The organism is Streptomyces sp. NBC_00443 (assembly GCF_036014175.1).
Classification (GTDB): Bacteria; Actinomycetota; Actinomycetes; order Streptomycetales; family Streptomycetaceae; genus Streptomyces.
In genome coordinates this window covers 503,342-528,371 of the sequence record NZ_CP107917.1, presented here as the reverse complement: position 1 = coordinate 528,371, position 25,030 = coordinate 503,342, and the positions used below count along the sequence as shown (strand labels likewise).

Annotated in this window: 25 protein-coding genes and 1 pseudogene; 17 read left to right on the top strand and 9 right to left on the bottom strand. The window is 72.5% G+C overall.

Translation table 11 applies throughout. From position 1 onward, the window contains the following. Positions 1–25 precede the first annotated feature (25 nt). From OHO27_RS02460 to OHO27_RS02390, 15 genes are all read left to right on the top strand, one after another. Positions 26–1,312 (top strand): ABC transporter substrate-binding protein, encoded by a 1,287-nt coding sequence (locus tag OHO27_RS02460; RefSeq protein ID WP_328419820.1) that lies wholly within the window; start codon positions 26–28, stop codon positions 1,310–1,312. 1 nt (position 1,313) lies between these two features. Next, complete coding sequence (locus OHO27_RS02455; RefSeq protein ID WP_328419818.1) at positions 1,314–2,249, top strand: carbohydrate ABC transporter permease; 936 nt, start codon at positions 1,314–1,316, stop codon at positions 2,247–2,249. Beyond that, positions 2,249–3,142, top strand: a complete 894-nt coding sequence (locus tag OHO27_RS02450; RefSeq protein WP_328419816.1) for a carbohydrate ABC transporter permease — start codon at positions 2,249–2,251, stop codon at positions 3,140–3,142. Before OHO27_RS02455 ends, OHO27_RS02450 begins: the two co-directional genes overlap by 1 nt. After that, complete coding sequence (locus OHO27_RS02445) at positions 3,139–5,211, top strand: alpha-galactosidase (protein WP_328419814.1); 2,073 nt, start codon at positions 3,139–3,141, stop codon at positions 5,209–5,211. Before OHO27_RS02450 ends, OHO27_RS02445 begins: the two co-directional genes overlap by 4 nt. A gap of 76 nt (positions 5,212–5,287) precedes the next feature. After that, positions 5,288–6,037 (top strand): SDR family NAD(P)-dependent oxidoreductase, encoded by a 750-nt coding sequence (locus OHO27_RS02440; protein ID WP_328419812.1) that lies wholly within the window; start codon positions 5,288–5,290, stop codon positions 6,035–6,037. Positions 6,038–6,077: 40 nt separating this feature from the next. Further along, positions 6,078–6,818, top strand: a complete 741-nt coding sequence (locus OHO27_RS02435) for a FadR/GntR family transcriptional regulator (protein WP_328419810.1) — start codon at positions 6,078–6,080, stop codon at positions 6,816–6,818. Further along, on the top strand, positions 6,815–7,960 hold the full coding sequence (gene dgoD / locus OHO27_RS02430) for a galactonate dehydratase (protein WP_328419808.1): 1,146 nt from the start codon (positions 6,815–6,817) through the stop codon (positions 7,958–7,960). The genes OHO27_RS02435 and dgoD overlap by 4 nt, the downstream gene beginning before the upstream one ends. Next, positions 7,954–8,811, top strand: coding sequence for a hypothetical protein (locus OHO27_RS02425; RefSeq protein WP_328419806.1), 858 nt, complete (start codon positions 7,954–7,956; stop codon positions 8,809–8,811). The genes dgoD and OHO27_RS02425 overlap by 7 nt, the downstream gene beginning before the upstream one ends. Then, on the top strand, positions 8,802–9,434 hold the full coding sequence (locus OHO27_RS02420; protein ID WP_328419804.1) for a bifunctional 4-hydroxy-2-oxoglutarate aldolase/2-dehydro-3-deoxy-phosphogluconate aldolase: 633 nt from the start codon (positions 8,802–8,804) through the stop codon (positions 9,432–9,434). The genes OHO27_RS02425 and OHO27_RS02420 overlap by 10 nt, the downstream gene beginning before the upstream one ends. Beyond that, positions 9,431–10,378: an SMP-30/gluconolactonase/LRE family protein gene (locus OHO27_RS02415; protein ID WP_328419802.1), complete on the top strand. Its 948-nt coding sequence runs from the start codon at positions 9,431–9,433 to the stop codon at positions 10,376–10,378. The genes OHO27_RS02420 and OHO27_RS02415 overlap by 4 nt, the downstream gene beginning before the upstream one ends. Before the next feature lie 188 nt (positions 10,379–10,566). Next, complete coding sequence (locus OHO27_RS02410) at positions 10,567–11,622, top strand: sugar kinase (RefSeq protein ID WP_328419800.1); 1,056 nt, start codon at positions 10,567–10,569, stop codon at positions 11,620–11,622. Between the two features lie 87 nt (positions 11,623–11,709). After that, positions 11,710–12,000, top strand: a complete 291-nt coding sequence (locus OHO27_RS02405) for a hypothetical protein (protein WP_328419798.1) — start codon at positions 11,710–11,712, stop codon at positions 11,998–12,000. A 135-nt stretch (positions 12,001–12,135) separates the two neighbouring features. After that, positions 12,136–12,642 (top strand): SRPBCC family protein, encoded by a 507-nt coding sequence (locus OHO27_RS02400; RefSeq protein WP_328419796.1) that lies wholly within the window; start codon positions 12,136–12,138, stop codon positions 12,640–12,642. Then, a complete protein-coding gene (locus tag OHO27_RS02395; RefSeq protein WP_328419794.1) occupies positions 12,642–13,700 on the top strand; it encodes an LLM class flavin-dependent oxidoreductase in 1,059 nt (352 codons plus the stop codon). The genes OHO27_RS02400 and OHO27_RS02395 overlap by 1 nt, the downstream gene beginning before the upstream one ends. Continuing rightward, positions 13,697–14,200 (top strand): winged helix-turn-helix transcriptional regulator, encoded by a 504-nt coding sequence (locus OHO27_RS02390; protein ID WP_328419792.1) that lies wholly within the window; start codon positions 13,697–13,699, stop codon positions 14,198–14,200. Before OHO27_RS02395 ends, OHO27_RS02390 begins: the two co-directional genes overlap by 4 nt. A gap of 83 nt (positions 14,201–14,283) precedes the next feature. Here the strand turns inward: OHO27_RS02390 and OHO27_RS02385 are convergent, their stop codons facing one another. After that, a complete protein-coding gene (locus OHO27_RS02385; protein ID WP_328430735.1) occupies positions 14,284–14,490 on the bottom strand; it encodes a hypothetical protein in 207 nt (68 codons plus the stop codon). On the opposite strand from OHO27_RS02385, the gene OHO27_RS02380 reads away from it, so the two are divergent. Further along, on the top strand, positions 14,489–15,037 hold the full coding sequence (locus OHO27_RS02380; RefSeq protein ID WP_328419790.1) for a YciI family protein: 549 nt from the start codon (positions 14,489–14,491) through the stop codon (positions 15,035–15,037). The genes OHO27_RS02385 and OHO27_RS02380 overlap by 2 nt on opposite strands. Positions 15,038–15,070: 33 nt before the next feature. Here OHO27_RS02380 and OHO27_RS02375 read toward each other — a convergent pair. The 4 genes and pseudogenes from OHO27_RS02375 to modA all read right to left on the bottom strand — a co-directional run bounded on the left by OHO27_RS02375 (position 15,071) and on the right by modA (position 19,415). Further along, positions 15,071–16,401, bottom strand: a pseudogene (locus tag OHO27_RS02375) (cytochrome P450). A 131-nt stretch (positions 16,402–16,532) separates the two neighbouring features. Continuing rightward, positions 16,533–17,609, bottom strand: coding sequence for an ABC transporter ATP-binding protein (locus tag OHO27_RS02370; protein ID WP_328419788.1), 1,077 nt, complete (start codon positions 17,607–17,609; stop codon positions 16,533–16,535). Positions 17,610–17,739: 130 nt separating this feature from the next. After that, on the bottom strand, positions 17,740–18,588 hold the full coding sequence (gene modB / locus OHO27_RS02365) for a molybdate ABC transporter permease subunit (RefSeq protein WP_328419786.1): 849 nt from the start codon (positions 18,586–18,588) through the stop codon (positions 17,740–17,742). Next, positions 18,585–19,415, bottom strand: a complete 831-nt coding sequence (gene modA / locus OHO27_RS02360) for a molybdate ABC transporter substrate-binding protein (RefSeq protein WP_328419784.1) — start codon at positions 19,413–19,415, stop codon at positions 18,585–18,587. The genes modB and modA overlap by 4 nt, the downstream gene beginning before the upstream one ends. A 264-nt stretch (positions 19,416–19,679) precedes the next feature. Between modA and OHO27_RS02355 the strand changes: the two genes are divergently transcribed. After that, positions 19,680–21,482 carry a protein kinase domain-containing protein gene (locus OHO27_RS02355; RefSeq protein ID WP_328419782.1) on the top strand — a complete coding sequence of 601 codons (1,803 nt, stop codon included), beginning with the start codon at positions 19,680–19,682 and terminating at the stop codon, positions 21,480–21,482. A 37-nt stretch (positions 21,483–21,519) separates the two neighbouring features. Here the strand turns inward: OHO27_RS02355 and OHO27_RS02350 are convergent, their stop codons facing one another. The 4 genes from OHO27_RS02350 to OHO27_RS02335 are packed head-to-tail and all read right to left on the bottom strand — an operon-like array spanning position 21,520 to position 25,022. After that, the gene (locus OHO27_RS02350) at positions 21,520–22,200 is read right to left on the bottom strand and encodes an ABC transporter ATP-binding protein (protein WP_328419780.1); all 681 of its coding nucleotides are present in this window, start codon (positions 22,198–22,200) and stop codon (positions 21,520–21,522) included. After that, positions 22,193–23,158 carry an ABC transporter ATP-binding protein gene (locus OHO27_RS02345; protein WP_328419778.1) on the bottom strand — a complete coding sequence of 322 codons (966 nt, stop codon included), beginning with the start codon at positions 23,156–23,158 and terminating at the stop codon, positions 22,193–22,195. Before OHO27_RS02345 ends, OHO27_RS02350 begins: the two co-directional genes overlap by 8 nt. Next, a complete protein-coding gene (locus tag OHO27_RS02340; protein WP_328419776.1) occupies positions 23,155–24,045 on the bottom strand; it encodes an ABC transporter permease in 891 nt (296 codons plus the stop codon). Before OHO27_RS02340 ends, OHO27_RS02345 begins: the two co-directional genes overlap by 4 nt. Positions 24,046–24,050: 5 nt before the next feature. Next, positions 24,051–25,022 (bottom strand): ABC transporter permease, encoded by a 972-nt coding sequence (locus tag OHO27_RS02335; protein WP_328419774.1) that lies wholly within the window; start codon positions 25,020–25,022, stop codon positions 24,051–24,053. Between the last annotated feature and the right edge of the window lie 8 nt (positions 25,023–25,030).

Genomic DNA, 25,030 nt, shown 5'->3' with positions numbered 1-25,030 from the left:
CGCGCGGACCCACAGGGAGCCCTCCATGACCAACCCTCAGCCCAGCCGACGGCGCTTCCTCGCCGGACTCGGCGCCGCCGGGACGGCCTCGCTGCTCAGCGGCTGTGTCACGTCCACCTCGTCCTCGAAGTCCTCGTCCAAGGGCGCGGTCACGCTCCAGTCCAACCTGTCCGCGCCGCAGGCCAAGGCGGCGATGGAGGACATCGTCGCCGCCTACGGCAAGAAGGACGCCGGGAGCGTCAGCCTCAACACGGTCGCCGCGGAGACCTTCCGCACCCAGCTGCCTACGTACCTGACCTCCGCCAACCCGCCGGACGTGTACACCTGGTACCCGGGCTCGGTGGCGGACGCCTACGCGAAGAAGGACCTGCTGCTCGACCTCGGCGAGCTCTGGGACTCGCCCGACCTGGGGCGCTACTCCAAGGCCCTGAACTCACTGTGCACCGCCGGCTCCGGCAAGAAGGTCTTCGTCCCCACCACCTACTACTGGTGGGGCATGTTCTACCGGAAGTCGAACTTCGCCAAGTGGGGCGTGAGCGAGCCGAAGACCTGGGACGACTTCCTCGACCTGTGCGACAAGCTCAAGAGCAAGGGCGTCGCCCCGATCGGGCTGGGCGCCGGCGGCAACACCGCCTGGGTGGCCTCCGCCTGGTTCGACTACCTCGACATCCGCATCAACGGCGCCGACTACCACCGCCAACTGCTCGCCGGACAGCACCGGTTCGACGACCCCGAGGTCCGCAAGGTCTTCGACCGCTGGCAGGAATTGCTGCCGTACTTCGACCCGAACGGCACGGCCGGCGCCTTCCAGGATGCCACCACCGCCCTGCTGAACGGCCGTAGCGGCATGATGCTGATCGGCACCTTCTTCGCCGACGCGGCACCCAAGGACGCCCTCGACGACATCGACTTCTTCCGCTTCCCGGTCATCGACGCGAAGGTCCCGCTCGCCGAAGAGGCCCCCACCGACGGCTACTTCGCCAGCGCCCGCACCGGCCGCCGCGACGGGGTGCTCGACCTGCTGGGCTACCTCGCCACCGCCGAGGCGCAGGAGATCTACATCAAGGGATCGTCCGGTACCGCCCTGCCCTGCCACCCCGACGCCGCCGACGCCGGTACCGCGCTGGTGAAGAAGGGCCGCAAGCACATCGAGGAGGCCGCCGAGATCACCCAGTTCTTCAACCGCGACTCCAGCGACGCCCTCCAGCCCACCGCCGACACCGCGCTGACCAAGTTCCTCGCCAAGCCCAAGGAGATCGGGAGCATCCTCACCGACTGGCAGCACGACGCCGAGAAGATCTGGAACGCCTGACATGGCCGTCCTGACCGCCCCCCACCGCAAGCTCCCGGTCCCGGCGCCGTCCCGTGGCGGCCGGGGCCGGGGACCGAGGCGCACACCCCCGATGGTGGTCGCCTTCGTCCTCGTCCCGCTGCTCGCCGAGGCGGTGTGGGTGTTCTGGCCCGCGCTGCAGGGCTTCTACCTCGCCCTGACCAGCTGGGACGGCGTGTCGGCACCGAAGTTCGTCGGCCTGGACAACTTCCGGGAGATGGCGGGGGACGACATCTTCCGCGGCGCGGTCGGGCACACAGTGCTGTGGCTGGTGCTGTTCGGCGGCCTCTCCGCCCTGCTGGGCCTCGCCACCGCCCTGCTGCTCCAGCAGGAGCGGCGCGGCATCGGCTTCTACCGCGCCGCCCTCTTCCTGCCCGTCGTGTTCTCCCTGGTCGCCACCGCCCTGGTCTGGCAGGCCATCTACCAGCCCGACGGTGTCCTCAACCAACTCCTCGAAGCGGTTGGCCTCGGCAGCTTGCGGCACGCCTGGCTCGCCGACCAGGACACCGCCCTGTACGCGGTCATCGTGCCCGCGCTGTGGCGGCAGATCGGCTACGTGATGGTCCTCTACCTCGCCGGGCTCAAGGGCATCGACCCGGCGCTGTACGAGGCCGCCAAGGTCGACGGCGCCAGCGCCTGGCAGCGGTTCCGGCATGTCACCCTGCCCCAACTGCGCAGCGTCAACGCGGTCGTCGTGTCCGTCATCATCATCGACTCGCTGCGCTCCTTCGACGTCGTGTGGTCGCTGACCCGCGGCGGCCCCTACCATTCGTCCGAACTGCTGAGCACCTACATGTACTCGACCGCGTTCCAGTCCCTGCGCCTCGGATACGGCTCCGCCCTGGCCGTCGTCATCTTCCTGCTGGCGTTCGGCGTCATCGCCTCCTACCTCGTACGCGCCTTCCGGGAGGCCGACTGATGGCGACCACCCGTACCGACGCCACCCGTACCTCGCCCACGCGCACCTCTGCCGGGTCCGCGGCGCTGCGCCGCCGCCGTACCGCCACCGCGGGATTCCACCTCGGCGCCGGAGCGCTCGCGGTGCTGTGGCTGCTGCCCATCGTCCTGGTCCTGGTGACCAGCCTGCGCTCCTTCGACGACATCGCCGCGCACGGCCTGGGCAGTTGGCCCCGCTCCTTCACCCTCGACAACTTCCGGCTGGCCTGGGTCGACGGCGGCCAGCAGCGCGCCCTGATCAACAGCCTGCTCGTCACCGTCCCGTGCGTCCTGGTGACCCTGGCCCTGGCGGCCATGGCCGCGTTCGCCCTCAGCCGCTACGAAATGCCCCTGCGCCGCTCCCTGTTGCTGCTCATGCTCGGCGGCAATCTGCTCCCGCCGCAGATCCTGCTCATCCCGGTCTCCAAGCTGAGCGAGCTGATGGGCGTCCACGACACCCTGACCGCGCTCATCGGCGTGCAGATCGGCTTCGGTGTCGGCTTCTACGTCTTCGTCCTGCACGGCTTCATGCGGGCGATACCGGCCGAGATCCAGCAGGCCGCGGTCGTCGACGGCGCCGGCCCCCGGCAGATCTTCTGGCGGATCATCCTCCCGCTGGCCCGGCCCGCGCTCGCCGCGCTGAGCGCCCTTTCGTTCACGTGGATCTTCAACGACCTGCTGTGGGCGATCACCGTGCTGCGCAGCGACACCAAGATGCCGATCACCGCTGCCCTCATCGGACTTCAGGGCCAGTATGTGTCGATGTGGAACGTGATCGCCGCCGGCTCCGTCATCGCCGCCGCGCCCACCGTCGCCGTGTTCCTGCGGTTCCAGCGGCACTTCGTGGCCGGCCTCAACCTGGGAGCGGTGAAGTGACCTCGCACCGGCGCTGGACCCTGCGCACCGAGCACACCAGCTACACCGTCCGCCTCTCCCCGCAGGGCCCGTGGGCCGAACTCGACGCCTGGGGCCCCCTCGGCGTCGAGCACGGCCCCTCCGCCCTCGACCGGTCCAGGCGGACCCACTTCATCACGCCCGCCGACGCGGCCCCCGCTGAGTATCTGCCGCACGGACTACGGCCGTTCACCGGCGCCGACCTCATCGCTGCACGCCCGGGCGAGGAGCGAGGCGTGTGGTGGGACTTCGAGGGAGCGGAGGAAGGGCAGGGGACGCTGCGGCTCGCCTTCACCGACGAGGTGCTCGGCCTGCGCACGGTCCTGTGCTACGAGACCGTGCCGGGGACGGACGTGATCCTGCGCTGGACCGAGCACACCGGCAGGGAGGAACTGCGACTGGAGCGGTTCGACTCCGGCGCCGTGAACATCCCGGTGACCGAGGCGGCCCGGCTCACCTGCCTCACCGGCCAGTGGTCGCAGGAGTTCCAGCGCACCCAACTCGACCTGCCCAGAGGGACGTTCACCATGGGCAGCCTCCAGGGCGCGCCCGGACACGCCTACGCGCCCTGGCTCGCCGTGCAGGACGGGGACGCGCAGGCCACGTACGGCATCGCGCTCGAATGGCCGGGCAACTGGCACATCACCGCCGAGGCCGAGCCGGGCGGTTCGGTGCGCGTGCGCGCCGGGCGGGTCGCCCACGAGGGTGCGGTCCTCCTCATGCCCGGCGAAACCCTCGTCACTCCCCGCCTCGCCTGCGCCTTCAGCCCCGACGGACTCGACGGGCTGTCCCGTGTCTGGCACCGCTACGAACGCCACCTCACGGGCGAGCGGCTGCACCGCCCCCGCAAGGTCCTCTACAACTCCTGGGAGGCCACCGGCTTCGACGTCGACGCCGTCGGACAGCTGGAGCTGGCGAAGGCGGCAGCGGACATCGGGGCCGAGCTGTTCGTCGTCGACGACGGGTGGTTCACCGGCCGCAGCGACGACACCGGCGGGCTCGGCGACTGGCATCCGGACCCGGCCGCCTTCCCACAGGGCTTCGACCGGTTCGTCGACGAAGTGCGCGGCCTGGGCCTCGACTTCGGCCTGTGGATCGAGCCCGAGGCGGTCAGCCCCGGCAGCGGCCTGCACACCGAACACCCCGACTGGGTCTACCGCACCGACGGCCGGCCCGCCCGCCTGATCCGCAACCAACTCCTGCTCGACCTCGGCCGCACCGACGTCCAGGACTTCGTGACCGGCACCCTGGACCGGCTCCTCGGCACGTACGACATCAGCTATCTGAAGTGGGACATGAACCGCCCGCCCACCGAGCGCGGTCGGCCCGGCGCCGGGCCCGCCGACCGCCTTGACCTGGACGCCGAGCACGTCCACGGCTACCTGCGCGTCCTCGACCACCTGCGCACCACCCACCCCCACGTCACCGTCGAAGGCTGCGCGGGCGGCGGCGCCCGCGTCGAACACGCCACACTGGCCCGCACCGACGTCGTCTGGCCCAGCGACAACACCGCCCCGCTGGACCGGCTCTCCATCCAGTACGGCTTCCTGCACGCGCACGCCTCGCACGTCATGAGCTCCTGGGTCACCGACGCGCCCGGCATCTTCGACCCGCGCCCGCGCAGCCTCGCCTTCCGCTTCGTGAACGCCATGTGCGGGGTACTGGGCATCGGGGCCGACCTGCGGGCATGGACGCCGGAGCAGCGGACCGAGGCCGCGCTGTGGATCGCCCGCTACAAGGAACTGCGCGAGGTCATCCACCACGGAGAAGCCCGGCTGCTCGGCTCTCCGGCCGACACCACCTGCGGGGTGCAGTACGACGCGGGGGACCGCACGGTCGTCGCCGCGCTCAGCACCGGACGGCTCGACGGAGCCCCACTCGTGCCCGGCCGCCCCGACCGGCTCCGGCTGCGGGCACTGGAGCCGACGGCACGCTATCGGGACACCGCCACCGGGACGACGTACAGCGGCGCCCATCTGCTGCACTACGGGCTGCCCCTCGCCTGGAGCGCCGATCATGATGCGGACCTCGTGGTACTGACACGTCAGTGAGCCGCATATGTTTCCCGCACGGCCTGTCCCCGCTCACGGAGCACGCGCAGCACGCTCACGAAGGAGTCGACCCACGATGGACCGCTTCACCGGCCGCACTGCCGTCGTCACCGGTGCGGCCTCCGGAATCGGCGCCGCCACCGCCGTACGCCTCTCTGCGGAGGGAGCAGCCGTAGTACTCGCCGACGTGTCACAGGAACGCGGCACGGCGGTCGCCGAACGGATCACGAAGGACGGCGGCCGGGCCCGGTTCGTGCGGGCCGACGTGGCGGCGGAGGACGACTGGCAGCGGATCGTGGCCGCCGCCCACGACTTCGGACCCGTGGACGTCCTCGTCGGCAACGCCTACACCGTCGACGTCGTCCCGGCCCACGAGATGACCCTGGAGTCGTGGCAGCGGCAGCTCTCCGTCAACCTCACCGCGAGCTTCCTCGGCTTCCGGGCGCTGCTGCCCGATCTGCGGGCCCGGCGCGGAGCGACGGTGCTGACCTCGTCCGTCCACGCCCGCGTGGGCATCCCCGGCCACTCCGCCTACGCCGCGTCCAAGGGCGCGCTGCTGTCCCTGTGCGGTCAGCTCGCCGTCGAGTACGGGCCCGACGTCCGCGTCAACGCCGTCCTGCCGGGCCCCATCCTCACCGCCGCGTGGGACCGGGTGCCGCCCGCGGACCGTGAGCGCAGCGTCGCCGAGACGGCCGCCCGGCGCTTCGGCACGCCCGAGGAGGTGGCCGCGGCCATCGCCTTCCTGAGCGCCGACGAAGCCGCCTACATCACCGGCACGAGCCTCGTCGTGGACGGCGGCTGGAGCGTCCTGAAGGCGTCCGCATGACCACCGCCGTCCCCACTCCTCAGCAGAAAGGCTGTACGACATGACGCCCTACGCCCGCCGCGGCGTGCACGGCCAGACAGTGGAGGCCCTCGCCCGCCGCATCCTGGGCGGCCGGATCCCCGAGGGAGCCACGCTCGACCTGGTGGCGCTGCAGAGCGAGTTGGACGTCAGTCTCACCGCCCTGCGCGAGTCTTTGAAGGTGCTCGCCGCCAAGGGGATGGTCGACGCCCGCCAGAAACGCGGCACCTTCGTCAGAGCCCGCGCCGACTGGAACCTCCTCGACGCCGACGTACTGCGCTGGCAGTTCGAGGGCGCCGACCTCGCCACCGAGGCCGACCGGACGCTGCTGGCCGACCTCGCCGAAGTACGCGCCATCGTCGAACCGGCCGCCGTGCGCCTCGCCGCCGAGCGCCGCACCGACGCCGACCTGGTCGCCCTGGACGCGGCTCTGGAGGCGATGGGCGAGCGGGGCTCCGGCCCGGGGCAGGCCGTGGAGGCCGACCTCGCCTTCCACCGCGCCCTGCTCTGCGCCACCCACAACGAGCTGCTCCAGCGCATGGAGATGGTCATCGAGCCCGGCCTCGCCCACCGCGACCGCATCGTGCACAGCCACCCGCACAGCGAGGACCCCGTACCGGCCCACCGGGCCGTCCTGGACGCCGTACGCGACCAGGACCCGCAGGCCGCGGAGGCGGCGATGCGGGCCCTGCTCGTCCAGGCCGGACGCGACCTGGACCGGATCGACGGTCCCGACGACACGAAAGGCAACGGCGGTAAGTGAAGATCACCCGTATAGAAACCTTCCTGGTCCCGCCGCGCTGGCTGTTCTGCCGGATCGAGACCGACGACGGCGTGGTCGGCTGGGGCGAACCCGTCGTCGAGGGACGGGCCGAGGTGGTCCGCGCCGCGGTGGACGTCCTCGCCGAGTACCTCGTCGGCCAGGACCCGCTGCGCATCCAGGACCACTGGCAGGTCCTCACCAAGGGCGGCTTCTACCGCGGCGGCCCCGTCCTGTCCAGCGCCGTCGCCGGCCTGGACCAGGCCCTGTGGGACATCGCCGGCAAGACCTACGGCGCCCCCGTGCACGCCCTGCTGGGCGGCCCCGTGCGTGACCGCGTCCGGGTCTACGCCTGGGTCGGCGGCGACGAACCCGCCGAGCTCACCGAACAGATCGCCGCCCAGGTCGAGGCCGGTTTCACCGCGGTCAAGATGAACGGCGCCGGCGCCACCTCGCCGATCGCCACCGCGGCCGAGACCGCGGCGGTGGTCGCCCGTGTGGCCGCCGCCCGCGAGGCACTCGGCCCCGACCGAGACGTCGCCGTCGACTTCCACGGCCGCTTCACCGCCGCGAGCGCCCGCCGGGTCCTGGCCGAACTCGCCCCGCTGCACCCGCTGTTCGTCGAGGAACCCGTCGTCCCCGAACACGGCCATCTGCTGCCCGGCCTGGTCGCCGCGACCCCGGTCCCCCTCGCCACCGGCGAACGCCTCTACTCCCGCGCCGAGTTCCTGCCCGCCCTCACCGCGGGCATCGCAGTCGCCCAGCCCGACCTGTCCCACGCCGGCGGCATCTCCGAGGTCCACCGCATCGCCTCCCTCGCCGACACCTACGGCGCCCAACTCGCCCCGCACTGCCCGCTCGGCCCGATCGCGCTGGCCGCCAGCCTCCAAGTCGCCTTCGCCACCCCCAACTTCCTGATCCAGGAACAGAGCCGCGGCATCCACTACAACAAGGACGCCGACCTGTTGTCCTACCTCGCCGACCCCGCTCCGTTCCGTTTCGTGGCGGGCCACGCACCGCTGAACGACGCCCCGGGCCTGGGCATCACCATCGACGAGGCGGCCGTACGCGCGGCCGACCGCAGCGGACACGCCTGGCGCAACCCCCTCTGGCGGCACGCCGACGGCTCCTTCGCCGAATGGTGACGACGGGGCCGGCCATCACCACCGACCCCGCGCACGGCGGCCGCTGGACATCCCTGCGTGCGGCGGGCCGTGAATGGCTCTGGCACCGTTCGACGCCGGAACGGGACAAGGTCGTGCCGGGTGATGCGTTCGTGGACGCGGGCGGCCTGGAGGAGTGCATCCCCACCGTCCGCGGCCTCCCCGATCACGGCGACGCCTGGTCACGCCCCTGGACCCGCACCGGCGACACCGAACACGTCGAGTGCGCGTCCTTCGCCCTCGCACGGTCCATCCGCCCGACGTCCGACGGCACTCGGGTCGACTACACCCTCACCGCACGGCCCGGCTTCCGCTTCGTCTGGGCCGCGCACGCCCTGCTCGACCTCTCCCCGCGCGCCACCCTGCGCATGCCGGCCGGCGCGACCACCCGCCTGTTCCCCGAGGCCGCCGCTCTCATGGCCCGGCCCTGGCCCGCCGGGGCCCCCTGGAGCACCGGCAGCTGGCCGGCGCCCCACGGATTGCCCCTCGACCGGCTCGGTCCCGACGACGGCACCGCGGTCGGGGCGGTCGTCGACTCGGCGCGATGCTGCGTCCACGACGACCGCGACCGGCTCGCCCTGGAACTGGCGGCGGACGGACAGCCCGTGTCGATCGCCCTGTGGCGCAACCTCGGCGGCTACCCCCAGCCGCACCCGTACCGGAGCACGGGCGTGGAGCCCATGCTCGGCCGCGTCTTCGACCTCGCCGACGCAGGTCCCGACGATGCCGCGCGGGTACCGGCGTCCGGCGAGGTCCGCTGGAGTCTTACGCTCACCGGGGCCTGCCGCTGCCCCTCGCCCCCCGCACCGAAGGAGCACCGTCCGTGGACCTGACCGCCGCGCTGGCCACCCACCGCCTGGTCGCGATAGTGCGGGGCGGCGACCCCGATGCCGCCCTGCGCACCGTGCTGGCCCTGGCCGAGGAGGGCGTCGAACTGATCGAGGTCTCACTCGCCGCGCCGGGCGCCCTCTCCGTCATCGAACGCGCCCGGACCACGCTCGGCCCGGACCGACCCCTCGGCGCCGGCACCGTCCTGACCGCCGAGGACGCCCGCGCCGCCCACAGTGCCGGAGCCGACTTCGCCGTCACCCCCGGACTCGGCGACGGCGTCCGCGTGGCGCAGGAGCTGGGCATGCCGGTCCTCGCCGGCGTGCTGACCCCGACCGAGATCATCGCGGCTCAGGCCATCGGAGTGGCCGCGCTGAAGGTGTTCCCGGTCGCCGAGGCCGGGGGAGCCGCCTATGTGAAGGCCCTGCGCGGCCCGTTCCCCGACGCCGCGTTCGTCCCGGTGGGCGGAGTCGACGAGGTCGTCGCCCGCGCCTGCCTCGCGGCCGGGGCGATCGCGGTCGGCGTCGGCTCCCCCCTCGTCGGCGACGCGGCCGACGGCGGCAGCAGCACCGCCCTCAGGGAGCGCGCCCGCGCCTTCCGCAAGGTCGTGGAAGAGGCGACGCGGTGACCGCTGAGCTGCGCCCCACCCGACCGGACCGCCTCGAACTGGGCGAGGGCATCCGCTGGACCGGCTCCGGAATCGTCCTCGTCGACATCCTCGCCGGCCGCCTCCTGTCGGCCCCGGACAACCCCACGGCACCCCTGCACACGGTGGCCCAACTCCCCGTCCCGCTGGGCGCCGTGGCACCCCTGTCCGGTCACTCCGGTACCTGGGTCGCCGCCGCGGGCACCGGCATCTGCCTCCTCCACCCCGACGGCACGGTCGACTGGCTGGCCCGGCCGGAGGACAACGCCCGGACCGCCATGCGCATGAACGACGCCGTCGCCGACCCGTTCGGCCGCTTCTGGGCCGGCAGCATGGCCTACGACGCCGGGGAGGGCGCCGGTTCGCTGTACCGCCTCGACCTGGACGGCACGGTCGTACGGGTGATGGAGGGCATCACCGTGCCCAACGGGCCGGCGTTCACGCCGGACGGCAGCGTCATGTATCTGGCCGACAGTGCGCGGGGCGTGGTCCGGCGCTATCCCGTGGACCCCGTCACTGCGGCTCTCGGCGCACCCCAGGAGTTCGTGACCATCGGCGAGGGCAGCCCCGACGGCATGGTGGTCGACGTCGAGGGCGCCGTATGGATCGCCGTCTGGGGCACCGGCACCGTCCGCCGTCACCTGCCCGACGGCACGCTCGACCGCACGCTGCGGTTGCCCGCCCGGCAGCCGGCCGGGCTGTGCCTCGCCCACGACGACCTGCACATCACGACCGCCCACGTGGGCCTGGCCGCGCCGGGCCCGGACGACGGTGCCCTGTTCACCGCCCGCGTGGACGTGCCGGGCACGCCGACGCCCGCGGCCCGGATCGACCTCGCCCGGGGTGCTGCGACCAGCGGGGGGCCGGGCAGGCCGACCACCGTCGGAGACTCGGCAAGGCCCACCGCTGTCGGGGACCAGGCGTGATCGCCGGGCGTCCGTCCGGTACGGCAGCCGTAGGGGTATCCGGGACGGCAGATGGTGAGGCGTCTGGCATGACAGCTGGTCGGCCGTCCGCTGCCGGAGCCGCAGCGGCGGGCGGGGTGATCGCTGCGCCGGCGTCCGGTACGGCAGCCGTAGGGGCATCCGCGACTGCACCTGCTGAGGCGTCCGGCATGACCGCCGCGCCGCTGTCCGGTCGGGCACCCGCCGCGCCCGCCCCCCAGGCATCCGGCACGACCGCCCCCTGGCGCCCCACCCCGGGCCCGGTCGTCTGCGTCGGCGAGACGATGGCGGCCCTGGCCCCCGACCCACCGACCCCGCTGGTGAGCGCGGCGGAACTGCGGTTGTCGGTGGCGGGAGCCGAGTCGAACGTCGCCATGTACCTCGCCGACCACGGCATCCCGGTGGCCTGGCTCTCCGCGCTCGGTGACGACCCGCTCGGGCATCGCGTGCGCGCCACCGTCGCCGCCGGCGGCGTCGATGTGTCGCACGTGCGCACCGACCCCCACCGACCGACCGGCCTGCTGGTGAAGGACCCGGGGTCCGATGGGACCCGGGTGCACTACTACCGGCGCGGCTCGGCGGCCTCAGCCCTGGGCCCCGAGGCCCTGGACTGCGAGCCCCTGCGCGCGGCCTCGGTGCTGCACCTGACCGGCATCACGCCCGCGCTCTCCGAGCCGTGCCGTCGGCTGGTCACACGGGCGCTGGACCCCGAGAACGACGCACGCCCGTACGCGGTGAGCTTCGACGTCAACCACCGCGCCGCCCTGTGGCCGGACAGGTCGGCCCCGACCGTGCTGCGCGAGCTGGCGGACCGGGCGGACATCGTCTTCGTCGGGCTGGACGAGGCACAGGTTCTGTGGGGCGAGAACCTGACCCCGGGGAACGTACGGGAGTACCTCCCGCGCCCGCGCATCCTCGTCGTCAAGGACGGGGCGAACGCCGCGACCGCGTTCAGTGACGAAGGAACCGCCACGGTGCCGACGCCGCGCACGACGGTGGTGGAGGCGGTCGGCGCCGGCGACGCCTTCGCGGCCGGCTTCCTCGCGGGCCTGCTGAGGGGCGGGACCACGGCACGCGCTCTGCGACTGGGCCACCTCACGGCAGCCTCAGCCCTCCAAGTGACCGCAGATCATGGGCCGTTGCCCGACCCGCAGGAGACGGAAGCACTGCTCGACCTCACGGCGCGGGAGTGGGCGGAGCGGGCCGCCGTGGCGCCGTCGGCCTGAGCCGGGCCATACCCCGATGGTCGTCCGCCCCAGCCGGATCCCGGCTCGACGCGCGGTGCGGCGTTTACCTCCCTATGCTCCATTTGTGTGACGAACATTTTTGATGAGCTCGTGGAGAAGCAGCGCGCGGCCGAGCAGGCGCACCATCGCGTGGAGGAGCTGCGGGGCATGTACGGGCCGCCCACTGAGGAAGGCGGCTGGAGCTCGCGGCAGACCACCACGTACAACACGGCGTGGCGGGCCTGGCGGGATCTGGCTCGCGATGTGCGGACCGCGGTCGCCGACTATGCGAAGGCGCAGGGCGAGCAGCGCAGCGCTGTCGAGACGCAGGTGAAGAAGGCCGTCCTGCAGAAGGAGACGGGCGACGTCGACGCATGAGGGACGACGGGTCAGGGACGACCGGTCAGGGACCAGGATGCGCACAGCCTGTCTCCGCAGCACTCTTGACGCAGTGAGTCTAGTTACGCAACTCTGAAGGTCACAGGCCTTCGTCGGGGATGGAGTTGGCGCGGAGTGGAGTGGACGGGCGCACGCTATGCGGACACGCCCACGGTCGAAGTGCGGACGTGGGTGGACGCGCTGCCGGACCGGGTGTGGGAGATCGTCTCCGATGTGACGCTGATGCCGGACATGAGCGACGAGCTTCATTCGGTGCAGTGGCTCGACGGCGCGGATCGGGCCGCCGTGGGTGCTCGGTTCGTCGGCAGGAGCAGGCACGACTCCCTGGGCGAGTGGGAGACCACCTCGCATGTCGTCGAGTGCGCGCCCCCGCACCTCCTCACCTGGGCCGTGTCGGACCCCGCCAGCCCCTCCGCCGTCTGGCGCTTCCGCCTGGAGCCCAAGGACGGCGGAACCGAACTGGCCGAGTGGATGCAGATGGGCCCCGGGCGCTCCGGCCTGTCCTTCGCCATCGACGCGATGCCGGACAAGGAACAGAAGATCGTGTTCGTACGCCTGCGTGAGTTCGAGCGCAACATGACCGTCACGCTGGGGCAGATCAAGAAGCTGGCGGAGGCGTGATGAGGGCCGCGATCACGGTCGAGGCGTCAGGGCTCGGCTCCTGGACCCGGCAGGCTGACTTCGTCGTCGAGGCGGAGAAGCTGGGCCTGGACATCTGCTGGGTGGCCGAGGCCTGGGGCTCGGACGCGCCCTCCGCCCTGGGCTACTACGCCGCCCGCACCGAACGCATGCTGCTGGGCTCCGGAGTCATGCAGGTCGGGACGCGCACCCCGGTCGCGCTCGCGCAGACCGCGATCACCCTCTCCAACCTGTCCCAGGGACGCTTCCTGCTCGGCCTCGGCCCCTCGGGCCCGCAGGTGATGGAGGGACTGCACGGCGTTCCCTTCGCACGCCCGCTGGCGCGCGTCCGCGAAACGGTGGAGATCGTGCGGCAGGTCCTGGCCGGCGCCAAGATCGACCACTCCGGCACCGAGTACCGCATCCCGCTGCCCGGCGGCGACGCCGTACCGATGAAACTGTCGATGCGGGCCGAGCACCCCGTGCCGCTGCACCTGGCCGCACTGTCACCGGCCATGCTCCGGCTGGCCGGCGAGGTCGCCGACGGCTGGCTCGGCACGAGCTTCGTACCCGAGGGAGCTGCGGGTGCCTACTTCGCTCACCTCGACGAAGGGCTGGCGCACGGCGGGCGCGCCCGAGCGGATCTGGACGTCTGCCAGGGCGCCGAAGTGGCCTTCGCCGCCGACGAGGAAGCCCTCAGCGCCATGGTGGCCGGCCGCAAGAAGGAACTGGCCTTCAGCCTCGGCGGCATGGGCTCGACGTCCACCAACTTCTACAACCGCGCATACAGCAGGCAGGGCTGGGCCGAGGTCGCCGCGGAGGTACGGCAGCGCTGGCAGGCCGGTGACCGGGACGGGGCGGCCGCGCTGGTCACCGACGAGATGGTCCTGGCGACCACGTTGATCGGCACCGAGACCATGGTCCGGGAGCGGCTGCGCGTCTGGCGCGACGCCGGCGTGGACACCGTCCGCCTGTACCCGGCGGGTGCGGACCTGGCCGCCCGGCTCGACACCCTGGGCCGAGCGATCGAGCTGGTCCACGAGGCCGGAGTGCGGACATGAGCGCGCGGACGTCCTTCGCGAACTGGCCGTGCTCCATCGCGCGGACCCTGGACGTGGTCGGAGACGCCTGGACCCCGCTGGTCCTGCGCGAGGCGTTCTACGGCTGCCGCCGCTTCGACGACTTCCAGGGAGAGCTTCGCATCGCCCGGAACACGCTCACCGACCGGCTGCGACGTCTGGTCGAGGCGGGGCTGCTGGAGCGGCGGCTCTACGAGAGCGAGCCGCCACGCCACGAGTACCTGCTGACGGAGAAGGGCAAGGACCTCTTCCCGGTCCTCGCCGCGATGGCGAGCTGGGGCGACCGCTGGCTCGCCGGGCCCGAGGGGCCTCCCGTCACCCTGCACCACGAGGCCTGCGGCCACGACGGTCAGGCGGAGGTGGTGTGCTCCGCCTGCCACGAGCCGCTGCACGCCGACGACACGACCGCGCGGATGGGCCCCGGCTACCCGGACCGCCTCAGGTCCCGGCCCGACGTACAGCGCCGATTCTCCACGGAGTGAACTAACGTGAACTGCCAGTAGGTGCATACGAGTTCGTACGAGTGCAATTTATGCCGGCCCAACCGTCGACAACTGACCGTCCTTCACCGGATCCGGTGCAGTTTCCAGAACGGGTTCAGGTCCTTGCCCGTCACGGATTGTGCGGCCTTCTTGAATTCCGCGGTGGTGGAAACGCCGTACCAGTGGTCGCGGGCGTAAGCGTGCGAGGCGTGGGCCCTCACCTGCGGGAAGTGGCGAGCTCCGCTCCGCTCTCGGTGGCGTATGAGGGAGGTGGTGAAGACTGCGGGCATGGAGTTCTTCTGCTACCACCGTGATCGGCCCGGCTCTCTGGAACTGCGCGACCAGCTGCTGGAGGAGCACTGGTCCTACATGGACCTCTTTGCCGCGCAGATGATCGCCCGGGGGCCGACGTTCGCCGCCGACGGTGAAACGCCTTCCGGCAGCGTGCACATCGTCGACCTGCCCGATGCCGCCGCCGCCCGCGCGTTCGCCTTCGACGAGCCCAACCATCAGGCCGGCGTGTACCGGGACGTGTTGCTGCGCCGTTGGCAGAACCTGCTCGGGCGCACCATGTGGGACTTCCCCGGCGGCGCCACCGAGGGCAACCGCTACCTGGTGCTCGGCCTCGGCTCGGGACAGGCCGCCGACCAGGATCTGCCGCCCGCGCGGGAGGAGTTGATCGCCTATGGGCCCCTGCTGTCCGACGACGGCGACGCCTGGCTGGGGACGGCGACCCTGGTACGGGCACCGGACCCGGCGGCGGCACGTGCCGTACTGACGCCGGAGCTGTACGCCGATGTCGAGGTCCACGCCTGGCAGTTCGGCGGGCGGTCGTAGAGGAGAGAGCCCGACCCCGCAGCACGCCCCGCATCACACGAGTGGCCGCGCCAAGGTCGCCGTGGTGGGTCCGTCGGGGCGGACGGTGATGCCGTACTGGGTCTTCTTCGGGGTCGAGGAGAACACCGGAACGTGGGCCGGCAGCAGGTGTTCGAGCAGGACCGTCGATTCGCGGAGTGCGAATTGGAGGCCGAGGCAGGCGCGGGGCCCGATGCCGAAGGGGAAGTAGGCGCCCGGGTGCGTGGGGCGGCCGTCCGGGGTGAGGAAGCGCCGGGGGTCGAAGTGCTCGGGGTCCGGCCACAGTTCGGGATCGCGGTGGGTGAGGTAGGGGCAGACCAGGATGTCCGTGCCCGCCTCGACCGTGTAGCCGGCGAGGGTGTCGGTCTCGGCGGCGCGGCGGGGCAGCAGCCAGGCGGACGGGTAGAGCCGGAGCGTCTCGTGGATGAGGGCCTGGACGGCCTGGCGGCGCTGCGGTGAGCCGTCGCTGCCGGCGGCGAGAGCTGCTTCGCGGGCGGCGGGGTGCTGGTCCAGGAGCAGATGGAGCCAGGTCAGGGTGGAGGCGGTGGTCTCATGTCCGGCCGCGAGCAGCGTGACCAGTTCGTCGCGGATCAGCTGGTCGGTGTACTCGGGATGCTCCGCGGCGGCGTCGGTCAGCACGTGCACCAGCCCCGGGCCGTCGGGTCCGGACGCCCCACTGCGCGCGGCCTCGACGGCCCGCCGGGCGACCGCGTCGATCCGGGCCAGGTCGGCGGCGACGGCGTCGCGGGCTTCGGCGGCATCGGCGGGCAGAGTCGGAAGGGCCGCCCCCACGGCTGTCACGGCGGCCAGTTCGCGCTCGGTGTCGTCGTCCAGGGGTACCCGGTCAGGGAGCGCCAGATGGCGTCCAGGGCGAAGCGGTGCATCTCCTGGCCGACTTCGAAGGTCTGCCCCGTGCGGGCGTACCGGTCCCAGCGTTCGGCCGTGGTCCGGGCCGCCGCGGTGATCCGCTGCTCGTAGCGGCGCATCCCGGTACCGGTGAACTGGGACTGCAGCAACCGGCGTTGGCGCTTCCACGCCGCGCCGGTGGCGGCCATGACACCGTCGCCGATCAGCAGGCGGGCGCGGTGGGAGCGTTTGACGTACTGCTCCGGATGCCGGGCGAGCACGTGCTGGACCGCCTGCGGGTCGGTGACGAGAACCGTCGGGCTCGGCCCGAGCCGGAACGCGGCGACGCCGCCGGTCTGCGCGCGCACCTGGGCCAGCAGCTCGACCAGTTCACCCCCGTCCGAGCGCCACCGCTCCACGAGCGCACGCTCGGCTTCGGGGACCGGCCGCCGCGTTCCGGGGGCGTGTGGGAGGGAGCCGAGGCCGGCTTCGGTGTCCATGGTTCTCCTCCTGGTCAGCCACTGGGCTGCTCAGCCTCGGCCAAGCACGCGTGTCACGGACTGTACGGGAGAAGGCACATGGGGTGACAGCCCGCCTCGGCGCTGTCGCACTCCGAAAGGGGCAGGCGCTCTCAGACGGGGTAGGCGTGGGTCTGTGCCGCCTTCACCGTCGCCCAGACCTCCGCGCCCGGGTGCAGATCGAGTTCGGCGGCGGCGACCGTGGTGAGGTCGGCGGCCAGGGGGAGTTCGCCGGTGAGATCGGCGCGGATCTGGTCGCCGTGCGTCTCCAGGCCGGCCACCTGGCACTGCCACAGGTTACGGGCGCTGGAGCCGGTCGGGCGGTCGCGGTGGAGCGTGACCGCGCTGGGCGGGAACGCCACGAAAACGGGGCCGGACAGGTCCTCCGTCGTGGTGACGGACGGCCCGGCATCGAGTCGCACCGTGTGGCCCTCGGCCTCGCCCCGGTAGAGGTTCAGGCCGACCAACTGGGCGATGTAGTCCGTACGGGGGTGGCGGGCGATGTGGGACGGGGCGCCCTCCTGGACGACTCGGCCGTGCTCGACGACGACCAGACGGTCGGCCAGGACCATGGCGTCGAGCGGATCGTGCGTGACGAGGACGGCGACCGCCTCGAACTCGGCCAGGTGGCGGCGGAGTTGGGCACGGACCTCCAGACGGGTACGGGCGTCCAGTGCCGCCAGCGGCTCGTCGAGCAGCAGCAGCCGGGGGCTCGTGGCGAGCGCACGAGCGAGGGCGACACGCTGGGCCTGGCCGCCTGACAGCTTGCGCGGCTTGGCGCCCTCGTGATCCGTCAGTCCCAGGCGGCCGAGCCACTCGGCGGCCTGCGCCCGCGCCTGAGCCTTGGACGCACCCTGGCAGCGCGGCCCGAACGCCACGTTGTCGAGCGCGGTGAGGTGGGGGAAGAGCAGGTAGTCCTGGAAAACGACGCCGACCGGTCGGGACTCGGGCGGCGTACGGTCCAACTGCGCACCGTCCAGCCGCAGATGGCCACCGCTGAGCGGGGTCAGCCCGGCCAGGGCACGCAGGGCGGTGGTCTTGCCCGCACCGTTCGGGCCCAGCAGCGCGACCACCTCGCCCGGAGCGACGGTCAGCGCCACGTCGAGGCGGAAGCCACCACGGTCCACGACGAGGCGGGCGTCGAGCCCGTCCGGAACGGGGTCGGCGTGGACGTCGTAGGTCTCGGTCATCCGGCAGTCATCTCACGGTCGGGCAGGGCCGGCCCGGGGTGGGCGGGCGATCCTGCGGTGGTCCAAGCCTGGTCGTCGCTCTGTGGTCGGTGGCCCGGGTGCGTCGCTGTGGTCGGTCCCGCACCCCGCCTCATCCCGCCGTCATCCATCGGTCCCGCAACCCCGCCAGCACCGCGATCGACACGGCCAGCAGCACCAGGCTGAGCGCGATGGCCGCCTCGGGGTCGCTCTGCAACGCCAGGTACACGGCCAGGGGCATGGTCTGGGTGCGGCCCGGGAAGTTGCCGGCGAAAGTGATCGTCGCGCCGAACTCGCCGAGCGCGCGGGCCCAGGCCAGTACGGCGCCCGCCGCGATGCCCGGAGCGATGAGGGGCAGGGTGATCCGGCGGAACGCGGTGAAGCGGGAGGCGCCCAGGGTGGTGGCGGCCTCCTCGTAGCGGGGATCGGTGGCACGCAGGGTGCCCTCGACGCTGATGACGAGGAACGGCATCGCCACGAACGCCTCCGCGACCACCACCCCCGCCGTGGTGAACGGAAGAGTGATCCCGAACCAGGAGTCCAGCCACTGCCCGACGATGCCGTTGCGGCCGAGCGCCATCAGCAGCGCCACACCGCCGACGACCGGCGGCAGGACGAGGGGCAGGGTGACCAGGGCTCGTACGAGGCCGCGGCCGGGGAACTCCACCCGGGCCAGCAGCCAGGCCAACGGCACGCCGATCACCAGGCTCACCGCGGTGGCCGCCGTGGCGCAGACCAGGGACAGCTGGAGCGCCTGCCACACCTCGGCGCTGGTCAGCTGCTCGGGCAGGCTGCGCCACGGGGTCCGTACGAGCAGGGCGATCAGCGGCACGACGAGGAACGCCAGGCCGATCAGGGCGGGGAACAGCAAGGGCAGCGGCACGCTCGTACGAATGCGCCGACGCCGCGGCCCACCCCGGAGGGAGTCGGTCGCGGCGTCGGCCTTGTCGCTCGGGATCACGGCTTGAGGAACCCGGCCGCGGTCAGGACCTGCTGGCCCTCGGCGGACTGCACCAGCGCGATGAACGCCTTGGCGGCCTCGGCGTTCTGGGCGTCCTTCAGCAGCGTGATCGGGTAGTCGTTGATGGCGTCGGCGGACTCGGGGAACTCCACGCTGTCCACCTTGTCACCCGCCGCGTGCACATCCGTCTTGTAGACGACGGCCGCGTCGGCCTCCTTCAGCTCGACCTTCGTCAGGGCGGCCTTGACGTCCTGCTCGTAGGAGACGGGTGTGAGTTTCAGGTCGCTCGCTTCCAGCGCCTTCTGCGCGGCGGCGCCGCACGGCACCTCCTTGTCGCAGAGCACGACCTTCAGGCCCGACTTGGTGAGGTCCTTGAGGGAGGAGATCTTGCCGGGGTTGCCCGGCAGGGTGACGATCTCCAGTTCGTTGCGGACGAAGGTAGAGGGCGTGCCGGAGGCGTCCCCCGCATCCGTGACGATCTTCATCGTCTTGGGGCTGGCCGAGGCGAACACGTCGGCCGGAGCGCCGCCCGTGATGCTCGCGGCGAGCGAGTCACTGCCGCCGAAGGAAAAGGTGACCTTCGTACCCGGGTGCTCCTTCTCGAACTTTTTGCCCAGCGTCGTGAAGCTCTCCTTCAGCGAGGCCGCCGCGAACACGGTCACCTCGCCGGAGAGCTTGCCCGACGAGGAGGCGGACGCGGAGGAGTCCGACTTCGACGAGGAGGAGTCGTCGGACGACGAGCAGGCGCTCAGCGCCAGCAGCGCGGCGGCGCCTGCGCCGGCCACCTGCAGGGTCCGGCGGTTCCGGCGGGCGGTACGGGTCTTCACGGGTCCACTCCCTCTGGTCCTGACGGACGCACAATCACTCGCGGCCCCGGCGGACCACACCGCCGTTCGGCCGCATCCGTCGATGATAATGCCGCAGATGCGAGGAGAAAGTCTCCTGTCACATCGCATGAGCTGGGTTGGATACCTGTGGGGGTCGCATGTGCGTTTGTACGAGACGGTGGTCGAGTCCCTCTCACTGGCGATCCGCCGCATAGCCATGACCGCCTCAGAGCACTGTCCGTGGCGACAACTAAGCTCCCGCCCATGAGTGAGGCAGACAGAGGTCCCGGTGGACGAGTCGTCGACGGGCGCTTCGAGTTGGAGGCCCGCCTCGGTGGCGGCGGGATGGGGACGGTCTGGCGGGCCAGGGATCTGGTGCTGCACCGGCTGGTGGCGGTCAAGGAGGTCCGCCCGCCCGACCGGGACCTCGCCGAATACGATCCCGAGGGCGCGCGGATGCTGCGCGAACGCGTGCTGCGCGAGGCCAGGGCCCTGGCCCGGATCGACCATCCGAACGTCGTCACCATCCACCACATAGTCGACGGCGGCGACGGCACGTACCCGTGGATCGTCATGGAGCTGGTCAGCGGCGGCTCGCTGGCCGACCGGCTGGCCCAGGGCCCGATGCCGCCGGCCGAGGCGGCGCGTCTCGGCCGGGGAGTGCTCGCGGCGCTGACCGCCGCGCACGACGCCGGCATCCAGCACCGGGACGTGAAGCCCGCCAACGTCCTGCTGCGGCCCGACGGTCGCCCCGTCCTCACCGACTTCGGCATCGCCGCGATCCGCGAGTCGACCAACCTCACCGCCACCGGCTCCATCATCGGCACGGCCGACTTCATGGCACCGGAGCGCATCTCGGGGCACGAGGGCGGCTCCTCCTCCGACCTCTGGTCGCTGGCGATGATGCTCTACAACGCCGTGGAGGGCCACCACCCGCTGCGCAGGGCGAACACCCTGGCCACCCTCGCCGCGGTCCTCCATGACGACGTGCCGCCGCCGGTGCGTGCCGGCGCGTTGCGGGACGTACTGATGAGCGTGCTCGTACGGGACCCGTCGGCGCGGCCGTCCGCCGCCGTGCTGGACCTCAAGCTGGCGGAGGCCGAGTCCGGGCCGGGCGGGCCGGACGGCTCGGCGGTACGGGACGAGGCCACGTCGTATCCGCTGAACCCGCCGCCCGCCCCCATCCACACGTCCGCCCCGGGCTCCGCCCCTACGGCCTCCTCATACCCCGGCGGGGCCTCGGCCTCGCCGGCCACGTCCTTCCCGCCGGGCGGCCCCGCCTCGCCTGCCACCCCCGCCGGGTTCGGGCCGCCGCCCGTCCACCCATGGCAGGGGCAGACCCCTCCCCAGCCGCTGACGGTGCCCGCGCAGGCGGCCCCCCGACGCCGCCCGGGCCGGACCACCCTGCTGGCCGTCTCCGGGACCTCGCTCGCCGGCGCCCTGGCTCTGCTGTGGTGGCTGCTGCCCGTCGGGGGCGAGTCGGGTGACGCGGACGCGCGCGGCAACCCGCCCGCCACATCGACCCCGGAGTCGACCGTCTCACCGACCGACGCGGACGCCGATGCCGACGCCGGCGCCGATCCGGCGGCCCGGCAGTCGGAGCAGCCGACGACCGGCACCCTGCTCACCCCGGCCGGCATCCGCGAAGCCATCAAGGCGTTCAAGGACGAGACCGGCCGGGACAGGTTCGGCGACTTCACGGTGTACCCGGAGTACGCGTCCGCCGAGCTGATGGTCGACGGCAGCGACACGAAGTACGACTCCTACACCTACCGCCCGGGCCAGGGTGTGGAGAAGGGCATCATCTCCGGCACCCTCTCCGGCGGCGACCAGCCCGTCAGCCTCGACGACTTCAACTGGGACCGGGTTCCCGCGCTCCTCGAAGAGGCCGAGAAGAAGCTCAACGTCGACAAGCCGGAATCCCGTTACCTGCTGGTGCGACAGCCCAGCGACGTCTTCGACACTCCGGCCGGAATCGCCGTCTACCTCACCGACGCGTACCAGGCCGGCTACCTGGAGGCCGACACCAAGGGCAAGGTGACCCGCGTGATGCCCGTGGAGGACTGACGCCCGCGACATCCGCGTCCAGGGCGGGTGGAGTTGTTCAGGACCGTCGCGCCAGGGGCTTGCCTGCGCCCACCTCGTCCCAGTGGACCGTGCGGTCGCACCACCGCTGCAGAAGCGTGCGGTCGTGCCCGATGGCGAGTACGCCCGCGCCGGTGGTCCGGCGGTAGTCCTCGACCACGGCCACCAAGGCGGCGGTCGTGGACGCGTCGAGCATGGCCGTCATCTCGTCGCACACCAGCCAGCGCGGGCGCAGCACGAGGGCGCGGGCGAGGCAGGCGCGCTGGAGCTGGCCGTCGCTGGCCTCGTGGGGGCGCCGGGAGAGCAGGTCGGGGGTGAGGCCGACGGCTTCGGCCAGTTCGGCGACCCGTTCGGCCGAGCCCTCCCGTCGGCCGGTGGCGAGCAGCGGCTCGGCGATCAGCTGGGCCAGGCGCAACCGGGGGTCGGCGGAGAGACGGGGTTGCTGGAAGACGACGCCGAAGGCGGTGCGCTGTTCCCGCGGGGCGGCGTGGCGCCAGCGGCGGACGGGGGTGCCGTCCAGGAGGACGCTTCCGGCTTCCGGGCGGTGCAGGAGCGCGGCGACGCGGGCGAGGGTGGACTTGCCGCAGCCGCTGGGGCCGAGCAGGCCGACGGCTTCGCCGGGTTCGACCGTCAGGGAGGCGTCCCGTACGACGGGCGCGCGTCTGTCGTATCCGGCGGTGATGGCGCGCAGTTCAAGCACGGGCGTCCTCCGGGACGTGCGGATGGTGGCAGGACACGGCCTCGGTCACCGGTGGCAGACCGGCGCAGGCGTCCGTGGCACGGTCGCAGCGCGGCGCGAAGGCGCAGCCGGCGGGGAGGTCGCCGAGCTCCGGGGGCATGCCGGGGATGGGCGCGAAGGCGCGGTCGGGGAGGGCCTCGAGGAGGCCGCGGCTGTACGGGTGGCGGGGGCCAGGCGTGCCGAAGAAGGCGGCTGCGGCGGCGAGTTCGACGATGCGGCCCGCGTACATGACGGCGACCCGGTCGGCGATGCGCTCGGCCGCCGCGAGGTCGTGCGTGATCATCAGCAGGCCACGGTCGCCGTCGTCGATGTGGCGTCGCAGTTCGTCGACCGTGTGTTCCACCAGGTCGCGGTCGAGCCCGGTGGTGGGTTCGTCGGCGAGCAGGAGGGGCGCGTCGCCGACCAGGGCGAGGGCGGTCGCGGCGCGTTGGGCGAGCCCGCCGGACAGTTCGTGCGGGTGGCGGTCGAGGTGGTCCACGGGGAAGGCCGTGCGCTCGGCGGCCGCCTCGGCAGCGGCACGTACGGCCGTCCGCCCTCGCGCACCCGTCAACGCCGTGACCGTCTCCTCCAGTTGGGAGCGGATGGTGCGCACCGGGGTGAGGTGTGCCGCCGGGCTCTGCGGGACCAGGCCGATACGGCGGCCCCGTACCGTGCGGGCGAGGGTCCGTTCGTCGGCGGTGAGCAGGTCGAGGTCGCCGAGCCGGGCCTCGCCGGCGGTCTGGGCGTTGGCGGGCAGCAGGCCGAGGAGGGCGGAGGCGAGGACGGACTTGCCGCAGCCGCTCTCACCGATCAGGGCGAGGCATTCGCCGGCCGCCACGTCGAACCGGGCGTCGGTGACGGCCGCGATACGCCGTCCGCCGGGCATGAGGAAGCGCACGGACAGCCCACGCACCGACAGCACGGGAGGTCGCTCGGTCACAGCATCAGCTCCGATCGGCGGCGCGGGTTGATCCGCTCCCGCCAGGCCCCGGAGAGTCCGGCGATGGCGAGGGTGGGGACGATGATGAACAGGCCCGGGAACAGCGTCGGCCACCACTGGCCGGCGAGCAGCGAGCCCCGCGCCCCCTGGATGAGGTTCCCGAGGCTGGCCAGGTGCGTGGGCAGGCCGAGTCCCAGGAAGGACAGCGCCGACTCGTGCCACATGGCGTGCGGCACCATCAGTACGGCGGCCAGCGCGGCCTGCGGCAGAACGGCGGGCAGCAGGTGCCGTACCGCGACCCGCCACCGCGACGCACCGCCGGAGACGGCGGCGTCGATGTACGGGCGCGAACGCAGGGACAGGACCTCGGCGCGCACGATCCGGGCGGTGGACAGCCAGTGGGTGAGCGCGACCGAGACGATCACCGGCCACACGCCCGGCCGGAACATCGCCACGATGAAGATGCCCAGCAGCAGATGGGGCACGGAGGAGACCGTGTCGACCAACCGCATCAGCGCGCGGTCGGCCCAGCCGCCCAGCGCCCCGGCCGTGGCGCCGACGGCCGTGCCGATGACGGTCGCGGTCAGCGCGGCCGCCACGCCGACCAGTAGGGAGACCCTGAGGCCGTAGACACAGCGCAGCAGCAGGTCCCGGCCGACGTCGTCGGTGCCGAAGGGATGGGCCCAGGACGGCGGTTGCAGTTTGGCGGCCAGGTCGACGGCCTGCTGGTCGAGCTGCACCAGCGGCGGCACGAGCAGCACGGCGAGAACGGTCACAGCGACCAGCGCGGCCGAGGTGCGGATCCGCAGCGTGCGGGTCGAGCGGCGCCTGGTGCTGGGGGAGCGCCATGCGGACCCGGACCGCGCATCGGTCTCAACTGGGGTCATGGGAGTCACATTTCACTGAGCTTCACCCTCGGGTCGAACAGTCCGTAGAGGAGGTCGGCGAGCAGGTTGCCGACCAGGACGGCGGCGGCAGCCAGCGTCGTGAGGGCCGCGAGCAGGGGGAAGTCGACGGCGGTGGCCGCCTCGACGGTGGCCGCGGCGATGCCCGGCCAGCTGAAGACGGTCTCCACGAGCAGCGCGCCCGTGATCAGTTCGGGAACGCGGGAGCCGATCAGCGTGAGGACCGGCAGGAGGCCGGAGCGCAGCGCGTGGCCGAGCAGGACGGTGCTCTCGCTCAGACCCCTGGCCCGGGCGCCCCGTACGGGATCCTCCGCAAGGGCGTCGCCGACCCCCTGCCGTACGTACAGGGTGAACCAAGGGAGTTGGGAGACGGCGAGCACCCCGGCGGGCAGCATCAGATGGCTCGCCACCTGCCCCGGGGTGACCTGTTCGCTGGCGGTGTCCGTGAGGCCGCCGGCCGGGAGGACGTCCAACTGGAGGGCGAACAGCCAGACGGCGAGCAGCGCGATCCAGAAGACCGGTGCCGCTTCCAGGGTGTACGCGAGCGAGCTGACGGCCCGGTCCAGCATGGAGCCCGGGCGCCGGGCGGCCAGTACGCCGAGGAGCGTGCCGGTCAGCACCGCGGCGACGAACGCGACCGTGCACAGCAGCGTCGACCACACCAGGCGCTCACCGATCACCTGCGCCACGGGCTGGCGCAGCACGCTGGAGTGCCCCAGGTCGCCGCTGAGGGCGGAGGTCAGCCAGTGCCACCAGCGGGCGGTGAAGGGCTGGTCGACGCCGAGGTTGTCCCGCAGCCGGTCCAGGGTCTCCTGGTCGGCACCGAGGGCGGCCGTGCCGGCGTACGCCTTGACGGGGTCGAAGGGGGAGGCGGCGGCGATGGCGAACACGCCGAACGTGACGACCATGAGGACGGGGACGGCGAACAGCAGGGTCCGCCGTCCCGCCAGGCGTGCCATCGCTCCCC

What these genes read in the sequence shown, in the direction of transcription:
- OHO27_RS02460 (WP_328419820.1), top strand. Translation starts at nt 26, where the DNA reads ATGACCAACCCTCAGCCCAGCCGACGGCGCTTCCTCGCCGGACTCGGC.
- OHO27_RS02455 (WP_328419818.1), top strand. Translation starts at nt 1,314, where the DNA reads ATGGCCGTCCTGACCGCCCCCCACCGCAAGCTCCCGGTCCCGGCGCCG.
- OHO27_RS02450 (WP_328419816.1), top strand. Translation starts at nt 2,249, where the DNA reads ATGGCGACCACCCGTACCGACGCCACCCGTACCTCGCCCACGCGCACC.
- OHO27_RS02440 (WP_328419812.1), top strand. Translation starts at nt 5,288, where the DNA reads ATGGACCGCTTCACCGGCCGCACTGCCGTCGTCACCGGTGCGGCCTCC.
- OHO27_RS02435 (WP_328419810.1), top strand. Translation starts at nt 6,078, where the DNA reads ATGACGCCCTACGCCCGCCGCGGCGTGCACGGCCAGACAGTGGAGGCC.
- OHO27_RS02425 (WP_328419806.1), top strand. Translation starts at nt 7,954, where the DNA reads ATGGTGACGACGGGGCCGGCCATCACCACCGACCCCGCGCACGGCGGC.
- OHO27_RS02410 (WP_328419800.1), top strand. Translation starts at nt 10,567, where the DNA reads ATGACCGCCGCGCCGCTGTCCGGTCGGGCACCCGCCGCGCCCGCCCCC.
- OHO27_RS02395 (WP_328419794.1), top strand. Translation starts at nt 12,642, where the DNA reads ATGAGGGCCGCGATCACGGTCGAGGCGTCAGGGCTCGGCTCCTGGACC.
- OHO27_RS02390 (WP_328419792.1), top strand. Translation starts at nt 13,697, where the DNA reads ATGAGCGCGCGGACGTCCTTCGCGAACTGGCCGTGCTCCATCGCGCGG.
- OHO27_RS02380 (WP_328419790.1), top strand. Translation starts at nt 14,489, where the DNA reads ATGGAGTTCTTCTGCTACCACCGTGATCGGCCCGGCTCTCTGGAACTG.
- OHO27_RS02385 (WP_328430735.1), bottom strand. Translation starts at nt 14,490, where the DNA reads ATGCCCGCAGTCTTCACCACCTCCCTCATACGCCACCGAGAGCGGAGC.
- OHO27_RS02370 (WP_328419788.1), bottom strand. Translation starts at nt 17,609, where the DNA reads ATGACCGAGACCTACGACGTCCACGCCGACCCCGTTCCGGACGGGCTC.
- OHO27_RS02355 (WP_328419782.1), top strand. Translation starts at nt 19,680, where the DNA reads ATGAGTGAGGCAGACAGAGGTCCCGGTGGACGAGTCGTCGACGGGCGC.
- OHO27_RS02340 (WP_328419776.1), bottom strand. Translation starts at nt 24,045, where the DNA reads ATGACCCCAGTTGAGACCGATGCGCGGTCCGGGTCCGCATGGCGCTCC.
- OHO27_RS02335 (WP_328419774.1), bottom strand. Translation starts at nt 25,022, where the DNA reads ATGGCACGCCTGGCGGGACGGCGGACCCTGCTGTTCGCCGTCCCCGTC.